The 19262-nt window shown below is 75.5% G+C and carries 7 protein-coding genes; 6 read left to right on the top strand and 1 reads right to left on the bottom strand.

All coding sequences use genetic code 11. The annotated features are described in order from the left end of the window. Window positions 1–356: 356 nt before the first annotated feature. The 6 genes from ACFZB3_RS28065 to ACFZB3_RS28090 all read left to right on the top strand — a co-directional run bounded on the left by ACFZB3_RS28065 (window position 357) and on the right by ACFZB3_RS28090 (window position 17110). Entirely contained in the window at window positions 357–4415 is a 4059-nt protein-coding gene (locus ACFZB3_RS28065; protein ID WP_391379880.1) for an amino acid adenylation domain-containing protein, read from the top strand. After that, window positions 4412–13663, top strand: coding sequence for an amino acid adenylation domain-containing protein (locus tag ACFZB3_RS28070; protein ID WP_391379882.1), 9252 nt, complete (start codon window positions 4412–4414; stop codon window positions 13661–13663). The genes ACFZB3_RS28065 and ACFZB3_RS28070 overlap by 4 nt, the downstream gene beginning before the upstream one ends. A gap of 11 nt (window positions 13664–13674) precedes the next feature. After that, a complete protein-coding gene (locus ACFZB3_RS28075; protein WP_391379884.1) occupies window positions 13675–14760 on the top strand; it encodes a GSCFA domain-containing protein in 1086 nt (361 codons plus the stop codon). After that, window positions 14699–15424, top strand: coding sequence for a hypothetical protein (locus ACFZB3_RS28080; RefSeq protein WP_391379886.1), 726 nt, complete (start codon window positions 14699–14701; stop codon window positions 15422–15424). The genes ACFZB3_RS28075 and ACFZB3_RS28080 overlap by 62 nt, the downstream gene beginning before the upstream one ends. 69 nt (window positions 15425–15493) lie before the next feature. Continuing rightward, window positions 15494–16372: a TauD/TfdA family dioxygenase gene (locus tag ACFZB3_RS28085; RefSeq protein WP_391379888.1), complete on the top strand. Its 879-nt coding sequence runs from the start codon at window positions 15494–15496 to the stop codon at window positions 16370–16372. Between the two features lie 24 nt (window positions 16373–16396). After that, entirely contained in the window at window positions 16397–17110 is a 714-nt protein-coding gene (locus tag ACFZB3_RS28090) for a hypothetical protein (RefSeq protein WP_391379890.1), read from the top strand. A 9-nt stretch (window positions 17111–17119) separates the two neighbouring features. On the opposite strand, the gene ACFZB3_RS28095 is transcribed toward ACFZB3_RS28090, so the two are convergent. Further along, complete coding sequence (locus ACFZB3_RS28095; RefSeq protein WP_391379892.1) at window positions 17120–19246, bottom strand: exo-alpha-sialidase; 2127 nt, start codon at window positions 19244–19246, stop codon at window positions 17120–17122. Window positions 19247–19262 lie beyond the last annotated feature (16 nt).

A 19262-nucleotide genomic window follows, 5' to 3' on the forward strand; every position in this document is an offset into this window, starting at 1 on the left:
TCCGCTCCGCGGTACGAGGAAGCCCGCTCCCGGATCCGTGGTGTAGCGGGCTGCACCATGAGCCCGCGCCGGGGACCGCACACCGGGGTCGGTCGCAATCGCCCCACCTCGGGAGGAGCCTGCCGGGTTAGGTCAACTCCCCTCAGAAAAGTCAAGTGTTGACATGCCCTCGGCATGTGACTGATGATCACAACTGCGTCACGGAGCCCCCTCAGAAACTCCGCACACCTGACGCCCCAGTGTGCGCAACTGCACCACGCGTATCCCCCGTCGGTTCTCCCCCACTCACCGATACCTACGCATCCCCCTCCCCCCTCCCCCCCTTCTCCCCCTCACCCTTTACGGCACTTCGCGCGATGCCGCCGTCCGCCGTGCCCTGTTCCGTCCCCGGTCCCGTCCCCCGACAGGAAGGCCAGGCCTTGCCGGTGCAGAACACTCCCCGCCCCACCCCCACCGACCCGGCCCACCGGATCCGGCCCGCGTCCTTCGCCCAGCAGCGGCTGTGGTTCCTGGCCCAGCTCCCGGGCGGGAGCACCGCCTACAACGAGACCCTCGCCTTCCTCCTCACCGGCCCGCTCGACCGCGACGTCCTGGCCGCCGCCTTCGACGCCCTGACCGACCGGCACGAGACCCTGCGGACCCGGCTGGTGGCGGAGGGGGGCGGAGTGTGCCAGCACATCGACCCGCCGGGCTCGGGCACCACCCTGGACGTCGAGGACCTCGGCGCCGCGGCCGACCCCGACGGGCGGGTGGCCGAATGTCAACAGGCAGAGGCGGCAAGGGAGTTCGACCTGGCGGCCGGTCCGCTCTGGCGGGGCCGGCTGCTCGTCCTCGGCACCGCGCGTCACGTGCTGCTGCTGACGTTCCATCACAGCATCTACGACGGCGCGTCGATGAACGTGATGATGAGGGAAGTCGCGGCGGTCTACGAGGCGTTGGCGACGGGCGTGCCGGACGGGCTGCCGGAGCCGCGGCTCCAGTACGCGGACTACGCGGACGCCCAGCGGGAGTCCGTGCTCGGCGGTGCCCTCGCCGCTCAGGAGGCCTACTGGAAGGACGTGTTGGCCGACGCCCCGCCCGTGCTCGAACTGCCGCTGCCGGGGCCGCGGCCGGCCGAGCAGGGCTACGACGGCGGTCGCGTCGGGTTCGAGCTGGACGCGGACGTCACGGCCGCGCTGCGCGGCCTGGCCCGGGAACACGGGGCCACCCTGTTCGTGGCGGTGCTGACCGGCTGGGCCGTGCTGCTGTCCCGGCTCTCCGGACAGCAGGACATCGTTGTCGGCAGTCCGGTCGCGGGCCGCCGCGGCCCCGGGACCGCCGGGCTCATCGGCTTCCTGGTCAACTCGCTGCCGCTGCGCGTCGACCTGTCCGGTTCCCCGACCGCCGCGGAGGCGCTGGCCCGGACCCGGGCGGTGGTCCGCGGCGCCCTGGCCCACCAGGACCTGCCGTTCGAGCGGATCGTCGAGGTGGTGAACCCGCCCCGCAGCGCGGCCCACACCCCGTTGTTCCAGACCATGCTGGCCTGGGTACCGGACCGGCACGACCTGCTGAAGCTGCCCGGGGTCGAGGCCGCGCCGCTGCCGATCGCCCACGCCCCGGCCAAGTTCGACCTCGCCCTGTCGGCGACCGAGTCGGAGGGCCGGGTCACCGGGCACCTCGACCACGCGACCGCGCTGCTGGACACCGCCACCGCCGAACGCTGGGCGGGACACCTGCGTCATCTGCTCACCGACATGGCCCGGCACCCGGACCGCAGCGTCGACACCCTGGAGCTGATGGACCCGCGCGAGCGGCTGGAGCTGATCGGCGCCGGCGACGCCACGCGGGAGCGGGAGGAGGGCGACGGCCCGTCCGACGCGGTCGCGACCGCGCTGCGCACGGCGTCCGGTCTCACCGGGCTCTTCGAGGCCCGGGCCCGCGCCCACCCGGCCGCCACCGCCGTCGTCGACCGCGCGCACACGATGGACTACGCGACGCTCGACCGGCGTGCCAACCGGCTCGCGCACGCCCTCGTCGCCCGCTCCGTCCGCCCGGGCGACGTCGTCGGGCTGCACGCGCGCCGCACCTGCGACCTGGCGGTCGGCGTCCTCGGCATCCTCAAGGCGGGTGCCGCCTACCTCCCGCTCGACCCGGGGCAGCCCCGGGAGCGCCTGGCGGCCATGGTCGAGGACGCCGTGTGCCCCGTGGTCCTCAGCGACCACCGCGGTGCGGACCGGCCGCCGGACTGGCTCGACCTCGGCACGGTGGAGGCCGAGGGCACGGCCGGCGACCGGCCGCCGGCCGGGATCCCGCGGGCCCCGGAGCAACTGGCCTACGTGATCTTCACCTCCGGGTCCACGGGGCGTCCCAAGGGCGTCGCCGTCGAGCACCGCAGCGTCCTCAACCTGTTCTCGGTCTGGCACGACCGGATGGGCACCGCTCCCGGCGAGGCGGGCTCGGCCTGGTCCAGCATCGGCTTCGACGCCTCGGTCCACGAACTCCTGCTGCCCCTCACCACCGGCGGTGTGCTGCACATCGTCCCCGAGGAACTGCGCGGCGACCCGGAGGAGTTCTTCGCCTGGCTGCGCGAACACGGGATCGTGCAGGCCTTCCTGCCGCCCGCCTACGTCAAGTGGGCCGACGAGGACCCGGACGGGCGGCTGCGCGGCCTGCGCCTGCGCAGGCTGCTGACCGGGGTCGAGTCGCTGACCGAGGCCGCGCTGCACCGCATGACCGAACGACTGCCCGGCCTGCGGGTCTGCTTCGGCTACGGCCCCACCGAGGCGACCCTCTACAGCACCGCCCACTACGACCCCCGCCCGCTGGACCGCCCGTGCCCCATCGGCCGTCCGCTGCCCGGCACCCGCTGCTACGTCCTGGACGCCCGGATGCAGCCGGTGCCGCCCGGTGTCGTCGGGGAGATCCACCTCGGCGGGGCGGGCCTCGCCCGGGGCTATCTGGGCCGCCCCGACCTCACCGAGGAACGCTTCCTGCCGGACCCGTTCGTGCCCGGCGCCCGCGTCTACCGCACCGGCGACCTGGCCCGCTGGGGCGACGACGGCCTGCTCCACTACGCGGGGCGCGCCGACGACCAGGTGAAGCTGCGCGGCTTCCGGATCGAACCGGGCGAGATAGCCGCGGCGCTGACGCGGCTGCCCGGCGTCCGCGAGGCCGTCGTCCTCGCCGACCAGGACCCGGCGGGCCGGCCCCGGCTGGTGGCCGCCGTCGGCCGGGGTGCCGCCCCGGCCCGCGCCGGCGCCGACTGGCGCACGGCCCTCGCCCGCAGCCTGCCGGACTACATGGTCCCCGCCGTCGTCCTCGACCTGGAGACCCTGCCGCTGGGCCGCAGCGGCAAACTCGACCGCGCCGCCCTGCTGCGCCTCGTCCACGAGCAGACGAACGACCAGGTCAACACGGCGAGCCCGCGCGACCACGTCGAGCACGCCCTGTACCGGATATGGCAGGGCGTGCTGCTCCACCCCTCCATCGGCGTCGGCGACAACTTCTTCGACGTCGGCGGCACGTCGCTGTCCGCCATCAAGATGGCCCACGAGGTCACCGAGGTCTTCGGCCGCCGGCTGCCGGTCGCCGAGGTCATGGTGCGTCCGACGATCGAGGCCCTGGCGGCGCTGCTGCGCGAGGACGGCGCACACCGCGCCCCGGGCAGCCTGATCGAGTTCCGCCGGGGCACCGGCCCCCGGGTGGTCTGCGTCCACCCGGCCGGCGGCACCGCCTTCTGCTACCTGCCCCTCGCCGCCCATCTGCCCGCGCACACCGGCCTGTACGGCATCCAGTCCCCCGGCGTGAACCCGGGAGAGGACGTACTGCCCAGCGTGGAGGCCATGGCCGAGGCGTATCTGCGCCTCCTCGAACCCCTCGGCGCGGGCCCGCTCGTCCTGACCGGTCTCTCCTACGGCGGACTCGTCGCCCACGAGATGGGCCGCCTGCTCGGCGCCGCCGGGCGGAGCGACGTGAGCGTGGTCCTGCTCGACACGCAGGCGACCGACGACCCCGGGGCCCGTGCGGCGATCACCGCCGTCGACGCGGCCGAGTTCCGCGACAAGCTCGTACGGTTCAACGGGATGTACCCCGGCATCGACGACGCCCAGGTGGACCGCTACTTCCGGATCTACAACCACAACCGGCTCACCGCCCGCGCGCACGTCCCGGCCCCCTCCCCGGCCCGGCTGGTTCTCGCCGAGGCGGTGCCGGACGGTGCCGACACCGCCTTCCCCGCCGAGGTCCGCGCCTTCTGGCGGCGGCGCGCGCAGGGCGAGTTCCGGGTCGAGACGATGGCCTGCGACCACTGGGAGATCCTGGAGGGCGCGGAGACAGCCCGGGTGGCCGCGCTGCTCGCCGCCGAACTCGCCCATCACGAGGGGCGGCCGGCACCCGCGGCGCGCTCCGTCGCCGTACCGGCGGGAGAGACGCGATGACCGACCGCACCGTACCCTCCGTACCCTCCGGGACCGGACCTGCCGGGACCGGACTCGCCGCGGCCGTGATCGCCCAGGCGCACCGCACGCCCTCCGCGGTCGCCGTCGAGCACGGCGACCGCCTGCTCGACTACGCGGAACTCGACCTGCTCAGCGGCCGGGTCGCCGCGCGGCTGCGCGAACGGGGCGTGGCCGCCGGGCAGTCCGTCGCGGTCTGCCTGCCCCGCTCCTGGCAGCTGGTGTGCGTCATGCTCGGCATCCGCCGCGCGGGCGCCACCGTGGTCCCCCTCGACCGGCTCAGCCCGCCCGACCGGCAGCGGCACATCCTCGACGACTCCGGCGCCGTCGCGGTCGTCCACGACGGAACGACCGGACACGCCCACGGGATCGACGCCGAACTGCTCCTCGGTCCGGCCGCACCCGCCACCGCCGCCGCGCCGCCCGCACCCGCCGGGGACGACGGCACGGCCTTCGTCTTCTACACCTCCGGCAGCACCGGCCGTCCCAAGGGCGTCGAGGTCACCGACGCGGGTGTGCTCCGGCTGGCCCCCGGCCCCGGCTGGCTCGGCCCGCGGCCCGGCGCCCGCTTCGCCTGCCTGTCCAACCCGGCCTTCGACGCGCTCAGTTTCGAGGTCTGGGCCCCGCTGCTCACCGGCGGCGTCTGCGTCGTACTGGACGACCCCGAGGTGCACAGCCCGCACCGGCTCGCGGCCGTACTGCGCGAACGCCGGGTCGACACCGTGTTCATCACGGTCGCGCTCTTCAACACGGTCGTCGACCAGGTCCCCGGCTGCTTCGCCGACGCCGGCCGGGTCCTCGTCGGCGGCGAACGGCTCGACCCGCGCGCGATCCGCACCTGGTACGCCGCCAACCCGGACGCCGCGACCGTCCTGCACAACGTGTACGGGCCGACCGAGGCCACGACGTTCGCCCTGTGCCACCCGATCCCCCGGGACTTCGAAGGCGACTCGATCCCGATCGGCACCGCACTGCCGGGCACCGGGGTGCTGCTGCGCACCATGGACGGGCGCACCGCGGAGGACGGCGAGGTGGCCGAACTCCTGCTCAGCGGACCGGCGCTGGCGCGCGGCTACCGCAACCTCCCGGAGCTGACCGAGCGTTGCTTCGTCCGGCCGGCGGACGGGGACGGCACCCCGCGCCGCTGGTACCGGACCGGTGACCTGGTACGCCGGGACGCCGAGGGGCGCGTGGTCTACGTCGGACGCGCCGACCGGCAGGTCAAGGTGCGCGGCTTCCGGATCGAACCGGGCGAGGTCGAGCAGCGGATCCTGGCCCTGCCCGCCGTGCGCCGCGCCCACGTCTGCACCCGGCGCGACACGGCGGACCGGCACGAGCTGCTGGCCTTCCTCGTCCTCGGCGACGACCTCTCCTTCCCCGACTACGAACGCCACCTCGGCGCCGCCCTGCCGCCGTACATGCGCCCGCACCACACCCATGTCGTCGCGGAGCTCCCGCTGACCGCCAACGGCAAGGTCGACCAGGCCGCGCTGCTGCGCGACGCGGCCGCGCCGTGGCGCGGCACCCGTGCGGACGCGGTCGCGGTGAGTGCGGAGCAGCGTCCCGTCCTGGAGATCGCCGAGGAGGTCCTCGCCGTCGGCGGGCTGCGTCCCGACGACCGCTGGACCGCGAGCGGCGGCGACTCCCTGAAGGCGCTGCGGTTCCGCTTCGAGATCCTGGAGCGGTACGGCGTCGACATCCCCCAGGGGCAGGTTCTGGAGGCCGACTTCGCCGCCCTCGCGGAGGCCGTCCGCACCGCCGGGGCGGACTCCCGTCCGCCGGTGCCGCCCGCCCCGGACGGCACGACCGCGCCCGCGACCAGCGAACAGGAGCGGCTCTGGCTCCTGCACCGGCGCGACCCCGACGACCGCTCCTACGACGTGCCGCTCGCCTTCCGGGTCCGGGGCGCCGCCGACCCGCAGGCGCTGCGCCGCGCGCTGCGCTCGCTGGTGGCGCGGCACCCCGCGCTGCGCACCCGGCTGGTGCCGGCCCCGGACGGCCTGCTCCAGCGGACCGAGGCGGCGTACGACCCCTGGCAGCCGCTGGACACCCGCGAGGGGGAGCCCTGGCAGGAGACCGCCGACCGCTTCTTCGCCCACCGCTTCGACCTGACCGAGCCCCGTATGCTGCGGGCCGCGTGGGCGGAGCGGGCCGACGGCGGCCTGCTGCTTCTGCACCTGCACCACGCGGCCGTGGACGGCTGGTCGCTCAGCCTCCTCTTCCGCGACCTCTCCGACGCCTACGCGGGCGAGGCGGAGCGTCCGGCCCCGGTCGCGGGCCCTCTCGACCTCGCCCGCTGGCAGCGCGACTGGCGCGCGACACCCGCCTACGAACACCACCGCACCCGGCTGCGCGACCACTACGCCGACGCGCCGGAACCGTCACCGGCCCTGCCCGCGCCCCGGTCCGCGCCGTCGGCCCGGCCGCGGGCGCGGCTGCTGCGCACCTCCCTCGACCCGGTCCGCCGTACCGCACTGGACCGGCGTGCCGGGGAACTCGGCCTGACCAGGTTCCAGTTGCTGGTGTCGGCGTTCGCCGCGTGCCTGTACGGCGTGACCGGGCAGGCCCGGCCGCTGGTCGCCGCGCCCGTGGCGAACCGGCCGCGCCCGGAGTTCGCCGAGAGCGTCGGCATGTTCGCGAACACCGTGCTCCTCGACCTCGCCGTGCGGCCCGACGACTCCCTGCGCACCCATCTCACGGCGCACGCCGGCACCGTGCGCCGGGTTCTGGAAGGTCAGGAGGTCCTCCTCGCCGACCTGCTCACCGACCGGGCGTTCCGGGAGCGCTCCCCCCTCTTCGACTACATGTTCGTGCTGGAGAACACGGAGTTCTCCGCACTGCGCCTGGCGGACTGCGCGATCGAGCCCCGGTGGCTCGAGCCCGCGGAGGCCAAGTGCGCGCTGACCCTGTCAGTGGTGGAGGACGAGTCGGGGTTCGGCTGCCTGTGGGAGTACCGGGACGACTTCGGCACCGAACGGGCCGAAGCGGCGGCCCGGTTGTTCCGGCGGGCCCTGGACCGGCTGACCGGCGACGGTGACGTCACCCTGCGCGAACTCGTCGCCCCGCACCGCGCGGCGGCGACGGCCCACGGCGCTCCCGCCGCGGCCGACTTCACGACGGTCGCCGAGGGCTTCGCCCGCCAGGCGGCCCGGACTCCGGACGCGCCCGCCGTCACCCTCGGCCGCATCACCCTCACGTACGCCGAACTGGACGCCCAGGCCAACGAGCTGGCGTCACTCCTGAGCGTGCCCGAGGATCCCGCCGCCTCGGCGTCCGTGGCCCTCTACCTGCAGCCGTCCGTCGAGCACGTCGTCGCCCTCCTCGCGGCGGCCCGCCGCAACCTGACCGTCGTCCCCCTCGACCCCGCCTATCCGCCGGCCCTGCTGCGCCATGTGCTGGACCACGCGGCCCCGCTGTGCGTGCTGACCGGCGCCCAGGACCTGGACGTCCTGGCCACGATCGCCCCGCCGGACCTGCCCCGGCACGTCGTCACCCTCAGCCGCACGCCCACCGCGCCGCCCGTGCCGTACCGGCACCGCGGACTCCGGCCGCTCTACACCCTGTTCACGTCGGGCTCCACCGGCACCCCCAAGGGCGTCCAGGTCCCCGACCGCACCCTGTGCTCCCTGCTCACCTGGCAGCGGACCGGCGGCGGGCTCGAACGGCCCGCCGTCACCCAGCAGTTCTCCATGCTCTCCTTCGACGTCTCCTTCCAGGAGATCCTGACCACCCTCTGCTCCGGCGGCGAACTGCGCCTGGTCAGACCGGTCTGGCGGCAGGACATGCCCACGCTGCTGCGGCAGCTGGAGACGGGCGGGGCGGAGCGGATCTTCCTGCCGTACGTGGCGCTGCAGCTGCTCGCCGAACACGGCGTGCGGGCCGGGGTGTTCCCGTCCCGGCTGCGCGACGTCGTGACCGCCGGTGAGCAGCTGGTGTGCACGGACGCGATCCGGCGGTGGTTCGCGGGACTGCCGGACGGCGCCCGCCTCTTCAACCACTACGGCCCCACCGAGACCCATGTCGTCAGCGCCCTGTGCCTGGACGGCGACCCGGCCCGCTGGCCGGCGCGCCCCGCGATCGGGCGCCCGGTGGCGGGGGCGGTGCTGCGGGTGGTCGACGAGGGCGGGCTGCCGGTGCCGCCGGGGGTGACGGGCGACCTCCTCGTCGGCGGTCCCATGGCGGGCCGGTGCTACCTGGGCGACCCCGCCGCGCACGAGGACCGGTTCGTCGACGACCCCGAACTGGGCACCTTCTACCGCACCGGGGACCGCGCCCGCTTCGACCGGCTCGGTCTGCTGCACTACGCGGGACGCGACGACGGCCAGGTCAAACTGGGCGGTCACCGACTGGAGCCGGGCCAGGTGGAGGCCGCGCTGCTCGGGTGTCCCGGGGTGGTCAACGCGGTCGCGGGAGTCCTGGACGGCCGGCTGGTCGCCGTCCTCCAGTGCCGGGGCGAGGATCCCGACCCCGCGGACCTGACCCGGCGGCTGGCACGGCTGCTGCCCGCCTACGTCCGGGTCGCCGCCTATCACAGGGTGCCGGACCTGCCGCGCACGCCCAGCGGCAAGCTGGACCGCCGGGCGGCGCTCACCGCGCCGGGGCGCGAACTGCGCCCGGGCGGCCGGGCGGGCGTCGCGCTGTCGCCGGACGGCCGCGGGGAGGCCGGGCTGTCGCCGGACGACCGCGCCGGCGGCGGGCCGTCGCCGCTCGAACGGCGGCTGGCCGACCTGTTCCGGGCGGCGACCGGGCGGACCGTGGACGTGGCCGAGCGGTTCTTCGACGCCGGGGCCACCAGCCTGGACCTGATGCGCTTCCAGCTCAGATGCGCGGGCGAGGGCGATCTCCCGTTCTCCGTACCGGACCTGTTCGAGCACGTCACCCTGCGCGCCCTGGCCCGGCTGGTCACCGGCGACGGCACCACCGGCGACGCCCCGGCCCGGCCGCCGGAGCCGTCCGGCGGCGCTCGGCGGGCGGACGAGCCGGTCGCCGTCGTCGGCATGGCCGTACGGCTGCCGGGCGCGCCCGACCTGGCCGCGTTCTGGGACCTGGTCGTCTCCGGCCGGCGCGGTATCGAGCACTTCGCCGCGGCCGACGGCACCCGGGTGGGCGCCCGCAGCCAGCTGGCGGGACTGCTCGACTTCGACCCGGGCCGGTTCACGATCAGCCCGCACGAGGCCCGGCTGATGGACCCCCAGCAGCGCCACCTGCTGATGAACTGCGCCGAGGCCCTCGCCCACGCCGGAATCGGCGACCCGGCGCGGCTGCGGGTCGGCCTGGTCGCCTCGTGCGGCGAGAACACCTACTTCCAGCGCATGCTCCGCGACGGCGACCCGGACCTGCTGCCCGACTCCTTCCGGCTCGCCCTGCACCACGAGAAGGACTTCCTCGCCACCAAGGCCGCCTACCATCTCGGGCTCACCGGACCGGCGTTCACGCTCCAGTCCGCCTGCTCCAGTTCGCTCGCGGGCGTGCACGTCGCCGCCGGGATGCTGCGGCAGGGCGACGCCGACGTGATGCTCGTCGGCGGGGTCCTCGTCGACACGGAGCTGACCGACGGCTACACCTACCGGCCGCAGCACATCTTCTCCCCCGACGGGCACTGCCGGCCCTTCAGCGCGGACGCCGAGGGCACCGTGGGGGCGAGCGGCAGCGGCGTGGTCGTCCTCAAGCCGCTGGCGGCGGCCCGCCGGGACGGCGACACGGTGTACGCGGTCGTCACCGGCTCGGGGCTGAACAACGACGGCTCCGGCAAGCTCGGTTACAGCGCCCCGTCGCTGCCCGGGCAGCGGGCCGCGGTCCGCGCGGCACTGGACCGCAGCGGCCGCCGCGGGGGCGATGTCGGGTACGTCGAGGCGCACGGCACCGGTACCCGGCTCGGCGACCCGGTCGAGGCGGCCGCGCTGGTTCAGGCGTACGGGCTGGCGGCGGACGCGCGGGTCGCGTTGTCGTCCGTGAAGAGCCAGATCGGGCACCTGGGCGCGGCGGCGGGCGTCGCCGGCCTGGTGCGGGCGGTGCTCGCCGTGCACCACGGGGTCGTGCCGCCGACGGCGGACTTCGGCCGGCTCAACCCGGAGATCGCCGACGGCCCGTTCCGGATCCCGGTCGCCGCCGAGCCCTGGCCCGCGGGGCCGCCCAGGGTGGCCGGGGTGAGCAGCTTCGGCATCGGCGGCACCAACGCCCACGTGCTGCTGGAGCAACCGGAGCCGGCGGCCGCCCCGTTCCTGCCCGAGCCGCTGCCGTGCCTGGTGCTGTCCGCCGCCTCGGCGGCCGCGGTCCGCGCGGACGCGCTCCGGGTCGCCGACTACCTCACGGCCCGTCCCGACGCCTACCACCAGGTGCTGCGCCACCTCCAGTCCGGCCGCCCCGCCCTCGCCCACCGCGCGGCGGCCGTCTGCCCCGACGCCGCCTCGGCGGTCGCCTGGCTGCGCGCGCTGCCGGCCGTCACCGCTCCCCCGGCGCAGGACGCGCCGGCGGTCGGGTGCGTCGACCCGCACGCCCTCGTCGGGGCGTGGGCCGCGGGCCGCGCCGTCGCGTGGCCGGCGGGTCCGGCGGGGGCGCCCTGGGACTTCCCGCCGCCCGCCTTCGACACCGCCGTGTACGACTTTCCCCGCGCGTCCGGGACGCCCGGGGAACCGTCCGGGATCTCCCGGCTGCCTGCCGCCGAGTGGCTGCACCAGCCGCTGTGGACCCGCTCGCGGCGCGCCCGCACCGGTGCCCCGGTGTCCCGTCGTACCGCCGTGGTGGTGATCGGTCCCGGGCAGGACGGCGAGAGCTGGCGGTTCCTGGCACGCCACTACGCGCGGGTGGTGACCGTGCGCGCCGGACAGGGCCTGACCCGGCTCGGTGACGACCGCTACGAGGCCGATGTCGCCGACGCCGGGCAGCTCGCCGCCCTGTTCGACGGCCTGACCGGCGCGGAGGAGCCGGCCGTCGACTGGCTGCACGCGCTTCCGCTCGCCCTCGACGGCAGCCCGACCCTGTCCGCCCTGGAGACGGCCGAGTGGGCCTGTCTCGACACGGTCGCCGCCCTGGCCCTGGCCCTCGCCGGCCGGCCGGAAGCGGAACGGCCGCGGGCCTGGCTGCTGTCCCAGCGGGCGCAGCCGGTCACCGGGACCGTGCACACCCCCGAGGCCGGTCTGCTCGCCGCGGCCCTGGAGGTCCCCCGGCAGGAACTGGGCGTCACCCTGCGCTGGGCCGACCTGCCCGGCCCGCGTCCGGCCGGCTGGGCCGCCCACCTGCCCGACCTGCTCCTCGACGACGCCCTCACCGGCACCGACCGGGCGACGGCCCTGCGGGACGGCTTCTGGTGGCACCGCACCACCGTGCCGGTGCCCGTCGGCGAGGCAGCCCGCCCCGCCGCCGTGCCGGGCACCCATCTGATCCTCGGCGGCACGGGCGGCATCGGCTCCACCCTGGCCGCGAGCCTCCTGCAACGCCCCGGGAACCGCGTCGTCCTGGTGTCGCGCGGTGCCGAAGTACCGGCCGGGCTACGGCCGTTCGGCGAGCGCGTCACCCTGGTGACGGCCGACCTGGCGGCGGAGGACCCCGCCGCGGTCGCGGACCGGCTGGCCCCGCTGCTCGACTCCCCGGCCGGTATCGTGCACGCCGTCGGCGCCGCCGCGGGCGGCCTGCTGGCCCGGCGCGAGCCGGCCGCGGCCCGTGACGTCACGGCCGCCAAGCTGCGCGGCGCCCTGCTCGTCGAACTGCTCGTCGCCGAGCACGCCCCGGACTACGTCCTGTACTGCTCCTCGACGGCGGCCCGGTTCGGCGGGGTCGGCCAGTTCGACTACGCGGCCGCCAACGCCTGCCTGGACGCCTACGCCCACCGCAGCGCGCCGGGTGGCGACGCCACCGTACGCACGAGCGTCGGCTGGGACGCGTGGCGGGGCGTCGGCATGGCCCAGCGGCACGCCGCCCGGGCGGACGCCCGGCACCGGGACCACCTGACCGTGGCGCTCACCCCCGAGGAGGGTACGGCCGTCTTCGAGCGGGCGCTCCACCTGCAACTGCCGTACCTCGTGGTCAGTACCACGGACCTGACGGCCGCCCGGTCCTTCTACGAACCCGGCACCCCCGCCGAACCCACGGCTCCCGTGCAGGGGGACGTGAACGCCGACATCACCGCGGTCCTGCTCGACCTGCTCGGCGTGGACGCCGTCGACCCGCAGGCCGCCCTCTACGACCTGGGCGCCGACTCGCTGACCCTGCTGGAGCTGCTCGACGAGATCAAGCGCCGGCACGGCACCGACATCGAACTGTCCAGGCTCAGCCACCGGGTGAGCCTCGCGGAGATCCTCGGCCACCTCGGCGGCGGTGTCCGCCCGCACGGCACGGTGGACGTCGACGTGTGGCAGCACGGCCCGGGGCCGGACGTGCTGTGCCTGGTGCATCCGGTGGGCGGGGACGTCCAGGCCTACCGGCCCCTGGTCGCCGCCCTGCCCGCGGACCGCACCGTCTGCCTGATCGCCGACCCCGGACTGCGCGCCTCCGAACTGCCGGACGGCCGCTCCATCGACGAGCGCGCCGCGCGGTACCTGGCCGCCCTGCGACGGGAGTTCCCGGAACCCGGGCGCCGGCTGACGCTCGCCGGCTGGTCGTTCGGGGCGTGGACCGCGCTGTCGATGGCCGCGCTCGCCGAGGCCGAGGACCGGCCCGTGACCGCCCTCCACCTCCTCGACCCGCCACCGCCCGGGGCCGGGCAGCGCCTGGCCGGCTACGACGAGGAGCAGATACAGGCCGTCTTCGCCCGCGAGTTGAGCGGAAACGGCGCGGGCCGGCCGACGGCGCGGGCCGACCGCACCGCCGCACCCGGTCCGGGCACCGCGGCCCCCCTCGCGGAGTCCGGGCACCGCTACGCCGAGCGGCTCGCGCGCTGCTGCCGGGCCAACCTGGCGGCCATGGCCGGGCACCGGCTGCCGCGGCTGCACCGGACGCCCGCCGACGTGTGGCTGGCGGCACGCCCGGTGGCCGAGGCCGTGCTCGCGCCCGAACCGACCGCCCCCGGCGCATGGGACCCGCATCTGCCCGCGCCGTTCCGGCTGCACCACGTCGACGCCGACCACTACCAGATCGTCGCCGAGCCCCACGTCCGGGAGATCGCCGCCGCCCTCGCCGAGACCGAGACCGAGACGGGGTCCGGGTCCGGGTCCGGGTCCGGGTCCGGGTCCGTGTCCGTGTCCGAGTCCGAGTCCGAGTCCGGCGCCCGGCCGCAGCCCGCCGGACGGACCTGAGGAGACCACCCGTGCAGCATCCGTACACCCGCCTGCCCGCGCGGTCGTTCTGGCGCACCGCGGTCGCCGAGCGCGACCCCGCGGACATCGACGGCCTGTGGACGCCGAAGTTCCCCATCGGCCAGGACGATCCCGTCGTCACCGCCGGCTCCTGCTTCGCCGCGCACATCGGCCGGGCCCTCCTCGCGGAGGGCATGCACTGGTACGACGCCGAACTCCCGCCCCCGGGGCTGACGGCCGCCGAGCAGGCGGCGCGCGGCTACCGCCGTTTCTCCTTCCGCACCGGAAACATCTACACGGCCGCCGCGCTGCGCCAGTGGGTCGCCTGGGCGCTGGGCGAGGAGAAGCCGCCGGAGGAGGTGTGGGAGGAGGACGGGGCCTTCCACGACCCCTACCGGCCGGCCGTGGCACCGGACGGCCACCGCTCGCCGGACGACGTGCTGCGCGCCCGCGCGGTCACCCTGGACGCGATCCGCACCGCCCTCACCGCGGCCGACGTACTGGTGTTCACCCTGGGGCTGACCGAGGCCTGGCACGACGTCCGCACCGGCACCGTCCTGCCGGTGTGCCCGGGTACCGTGCGCGGCCGCTACGACCCCGGCCGGCACGTCCTGCACAACCACACGGTGGACCGGGTGCACCGAGACCTCACGGACGTGCTCGCGATGGCGCGCGGCGTCAACTCCGGGCTGCGCACGATCCTCACGGTCTCCCCGGTCCCGCTGACGGCGACCGCCACCGGCCGGCACGCCCTGGTCGCCACCACCCACTCCAAGTCGGTGCTGCGCGCGGCGGCCGGCCAGCTCGCCGACGCGTCGGACGACGTCGACTACTTCCCGTCGTACGAGATCGTCACGGGTTTCCCGTACCGGGCGGCGTGCTACGGGCCGAACCTGCGCACGGTGACCCCCGACGGAGTGGCCTTCGTGATGCGGCACTTCTTCCGGGCCCTGCGGCCCGAACCGGACCCGGCGCCGCCCGCGCCCGCACGGACCGCCCCCGTCGCCGGCCCCGCCGGCGGAGAGGACCACTGGTGTGACGACGCCGTACTCGACTACTACGCCCCCCGGTCCGGCCCGGTTCCTCCTGCTCGGTGACTCGCACGCCGGCTGTGTCGGGCGGGCCGCGCAGCAGGCGGGACTGCCCTTCGTGGGCGGCCCGGTCGGCTCGGGGCGGGACTTCCTCGGGCCGTTCCTCGACGCGGACGACGGCGAGGGCGACGGCGACGGCCACGGTGACCTGGTCTTCCGGGACGCGGCGGCGCGGCAGCTGGTCCGGGAGTTCCTGGAGCGGCTCGGCGTGACCGGGTTCGCGGGGCTCGGGGTGCCGCTGGTGTGCACGTTCGGGCTGAGCGCCCACACGGTGGCCACCCGGCAGAACTGGGACGTCCACCGCGACCGGCACGGCACCGTGCCCGAACGGTTCCTGCGCAGCGGCCTGTTCGCCGACCTGGTGCGGGCGGGTGTCCGCGGCGCGCTCGCCTTCTACGACCGGGCGGCCGCCCTCGGGCTGCGGGTGCTGGCCCCGATGCCGCCGCAGCGCGTCCCCGGCATGTCCGAACCGGCCGTCTTCTTCGCCGCCCAGGACGTCATCGGCACCGAACTGGCCGCACGCGGTGTGGAGCTGATCGACCTGCGGGCCCGTGTCACCGACGGCGCGGGGCACCAGCGGCCGGTCTTCTGCCAGGCCGACGACACGATCCACGGCAACCTCGCCTTCGGCCGCCTGGTGGTCGCCGAACTCCTCGACGCCGGGCTCTGACCCGGCGCCCCGTCCGTCCCGTCCGTCCCGTCCAGCCCGTCCAGCCCGTCCAGCCCAAGGAGGTCCCTCATGGAGGACTACGCACTGCGCGCCGTGGAACGGCTCACCACCCGCCCCGCCGAGCCCTACGACACCCTCTCCGTCGCCCCGATCACCCCGGTGCTGGGCGCCGAGGTCACCGGGCTCGACCTCTCCCGTGAGCTGACGCCGCAGCAGGAGAAGGAGCTCAGGCACGCGTTCCACACCCACCACGTGCTGGTCTTCCGCGACCAGGACCTGACCCCCGAGGAGCACAAGCGGTTCGCGGGTGTCTTCGGCGAGCTGCACCCCGTCGCCCTCGCCGAAGAGGGGTCGGACCCGCACATCCTGGAGATCAGGGCGGACAAGGACTCCAAGGCCGTCGCGGGCAACGGCTGGCACTCCGACGGCACCGCCGACGCCGAGCCCTCCCTCGGCTCCATGCTGTACATCACCACGATCCCCGAGGGCGGCAGCGGCGGCGACACCCTGTTCGCCAACATGCATCTCGCCTACGAACTGCTCTCCCCCGCCCTGCGCGGCTTCCTGGACGGCCTGACCGCCCTCCACGACGGCGCCAAGCCCTGGACGGACGCCGGGCTGACCCCGCCGCCCGAGTACGACGTGCCGCGCACCGAGCAGCCGGTCGTGGTCCGCCACCCGGAGAACGGCCGCAAGCTGCTGTTCGTCAACGCCCCCTACACCTCGCACATCACCCAGCTGTCGCGCGCCGAGAGCGACGCCCTGCTGGGGATGCTGTACGGGCACATAGCCCGCACCCCGCTGCTGCACTGCCGGGTCCGCTGGCAGGAGCGCACGCTGGTGTTCTGGGACAACCGCAGTGTGCAGCACCACGCGGTGTGGGACTACTTCCCGCACACCAGGGAGGGTCGCCGGGTGGCGATCGACGGCACGTCCCTGACCGCCTGACCCGCCGCCACGAGGAAAGCGCACATGGTCACCACCACGGCCGCCCCGGCGGCCTTTCTCACCGCGCTGCGGACCGGAGCCGCCGAGCCGCCCGCGGCCGGCGCGCCCGCCTGGCTGTGGCAGCTCGCCACCGCCCTCCACGGTGAGCTGCCGCCGGCCGCCGCGGACGCCTGGGCGGTCCGTCTGCACGGTCTGCTCGGCACCGCGAGGCCTCCGGCCGGGCTGCGGGCCGTGCACGTCTGGCAGGCGGACACCGTGCTGCCGCTGCTCGCGGGCACGGCGGACACGGCCGCGCCGACGGCCCTGCACCGCGCGGCGGCCGCAGGCACGCCGGCCGACCGGACCGCCTGGCGGTCCGCTCTCGGCCCGCTCCTGCTGCGGCTGCACGACGCCGCCTACGACCGTGCCTCCGCCTACGCGGAGGGCCACACGGGCGCCCGCGAGCACGCCCTGGCCAACGGGTACTCCGCGCCCGAGGCCGACGGGTACGGCCACGCGTACGCCCGTCTCGCCACCGAGGCGAACGCCCGCGCCTGCGCCGAGGCCCACGCGCAGGCCCTCGGCACGGCACTCGCGGCGGCGTACGCGGGCGACGACGCCCGCGCCTACGCCGACACGTTCCCCGAAGCCCAGCTGAGGGCGGTCCTGCGCGCCACCGTGGCGGCGGGCGCCGCGCCGCGCGTGGAGCTGCTGGCCGACGGCCTCCTCACGGCGCTCACGGCCGCCGCCCGGCCCTGACGCCGGGGCTCAGGTCCGCGGGCCCAGCAGACGGACGGCGTCGGCGGCCACCACGCCGTCGGCGTCGTTGGTCAGCTCGACCGACATGCCGAGACCGGCCCGGAGCGGGAACTCGCCGAGCGGGACCCAGGTACCGCCGCGCGGATCGGTGGTGCCCGCGGCCCGCTGGTCGATCCGTACGGTCGTGGTGGTGCCGTCCGCGTCGACGACGGTGTAGGGGGCGTTGCTCGCCCGGTTGGCCGACGGCGGGTAGGACACCTGGATCTCGTACACACCGTCCTGGGGCACGGCCGGCTGCCACCGCACCTTGCGCTGGCCCGAACCGGCGGGCGCCGTACGGTAATTGCCGGACCAGTAGCCGGGGTCGGCGGTGGCGGTCGGCCAGCTGCCGCTGACGACGGCGAAGCCCAGCCGGTCGTTGTCCACGACCACCTCGGCGCGTACGTCGGCGGAGCCCGGCGCCTCGACCAGGCTGAGCGAGTCGAGGCCGAGCCGGGTGCCGCCGCCCCGGCCCGGTGCCGTCACCGCGCAGCGCAGGGTGTGCCGTCCCGCGCGCAGCCGGGTGGCGCCGAGGCGGGCCAGGTCGAAGCCGTCGGCCGTCTGCGCGGTGGTGTCGATCGCGTGGGCGGGCAGCCGGGTGCCGTCCAGCGTGACCGTGGTCAGCGCGCCGTCCGCCGAGCGGTAGTGGCGCAGCAGCAGTTCGTAGTCGCCGGTGTGCGGCACCCGGAAGGTGAACTCGACGCTGTCGCCGACCTGTTCGGGGGTGAGGACCAGCCGTTCGCCACGGCGCGCGAGCGGGTCCGGGACGGTCTCCACGGCACCGCCGGTGACCTCGCGGTCCGCTGCGGCCAACGCGATGACGACCTCCCGGTGGTGGGGGCCGCCGTGCAGGCTGTCGCGGCCCCGGGTCAGCCAGTCGAGCGAGAAACAGCAGACGTCGACCCGCTGCGGGACGCTCGCCATGTCGCCGTCGCAGCCGTAGAGCAGCACGATGGTGCCGTCGGACAGCCGGGCGAGGTCCGAGTAGAAGGAGCGGTTCTCGTTGACGACCCGCTGGTACCGGTAGGAGAAGCCCTCGTCGTAGCTGACCGCCACCGTCATGTTGTACCTGACGGGCGAGTCGGGGCGGCTGAACAGCACGCGCCCGGGCTGCCGGCTGCCCGGACCGCCGGTGTAGCGCAGCAGGCCGGCGTCCACCGCGTTGAACGAGCCGGTGCTGCCGTCGAGCGCCGGCTGCGACCAGGTCGTGCCGTCGTCCGCGCTGACGGAGGCGATGCGCTGGTTCTCACCCCCCGACGCGAAGCGGCCGTTGACGAGCACGGTGCCGTCGGAGCGCTGCACCATCCGCGCCTCGTTGACGGGGTACGCGACCTGTACGGGGACTTCGCCGGCCGCGTGCCAGGTGGCGCCGTGGTCGTCGCTGTAGAGCGGTGCGACGCCGTAGTACCGCTGGGCCACGGTGTTGCCGACGATCACCCTGCGGTGCAGGCAGTTGAGCAGCAGCCGGCCGGAGCGCAGCTGGAGTCCGTGGCCCGGACCGGGGCCGTGCAGCGCCCAGTTGTAGGGGAAGGCGTCGAACAGGCCCGCCAGGCTGCGTGGTTCGCCCCAGCTCCGGCCGCTGTCGCGGCTGGAGATCACGGACAGCTCGCCGGAGTCGCCCGAGCAGGAGGTGTTCTGCGGGAGCCGGAGCGAGAGCATGTAGAAGAGGAAGACCTCCCGCGTCTCTCGGTCCACGACCAGCGCCGGGTTGCCCCAGGACTCGCCGTCCACGGAGGCGACCAGGGTGCGGCTCGCCTCCCAGGTCCGGCCGCCGTCGGTGCTGCGGCGCAGCAGCAGGTCGCGCGGGCCGGCGTCGCACACCTCGTGGCGGCCCTCGGTCACGGCCAGGATCGTGTCGTCGGGCAGCACGGCGAGGGCGTGGACGTGGTAGCTCACCAGCGGCCCCTCGGCGGAGTCCCAGAGGGTCTGTTCCTCGAAGAAGGCGCCGTGCCGGTCCGGTGCGGACGACCGGTCGGCGGCCTGTGCCGCGGACCCCAGGGCCACGGGTCCCCACGCGGCGGTCGCCGTGGCGCCGACGACGCCCAGGGCGAAGGATCTGCGGTTCATGGCGGTGCGGTGCGGTCTGTCGTCGGACATGGGGCCACCCCTTTCG

Source organism: Streptomyces sp. NPDC008092 (assembly GCF_042957285.1).
Lineage (GTDB): Bacteria > Actinomycetota > Actinomycetes > Streptomycetales > Streptomycetaceae > Streptomyces.

Bases quoted from the DNA above. Each gene is read 5' to 3' on its own strand.
- ACFZB3_RS28065 (WP_391379880.1), top strand. From the start codon at position 357: ATGCCGCCGTCCGCCGTGCCCTGTTCCGTCCCCGGTCCCGTCCCCCGA.
- ACFZB3_RS28070 (WP_391379882.1), top strand. From the start codon at position 4,412: ATGACCGACCGCACCGTACCCTCCGTACCCTCCGGGACCGGACCTGCC.
- ACFZB3_RS28085 (WP_391379888.1), top strand. From the start codon at position 15,494: ATGGAGGACTACGCACTGCGCGCCGTGGAACGGCTCACCACCCGCCCC.
- ACFZB3_RS28090 (WP_391379890.1), top strand. From the start codon at position 16,397: ATGGTCACCACCACGGCCGCCCCGGCGGCCTTTCTCACCGCGCTGCGG.
- ACFZB3_RS28095 (WP_391379892.1), bottom strand. From the start codon at position 19,246: ATGTCCGACGACAGACCGCACCGCACCGCCATGAACCGCAGATCCTTC.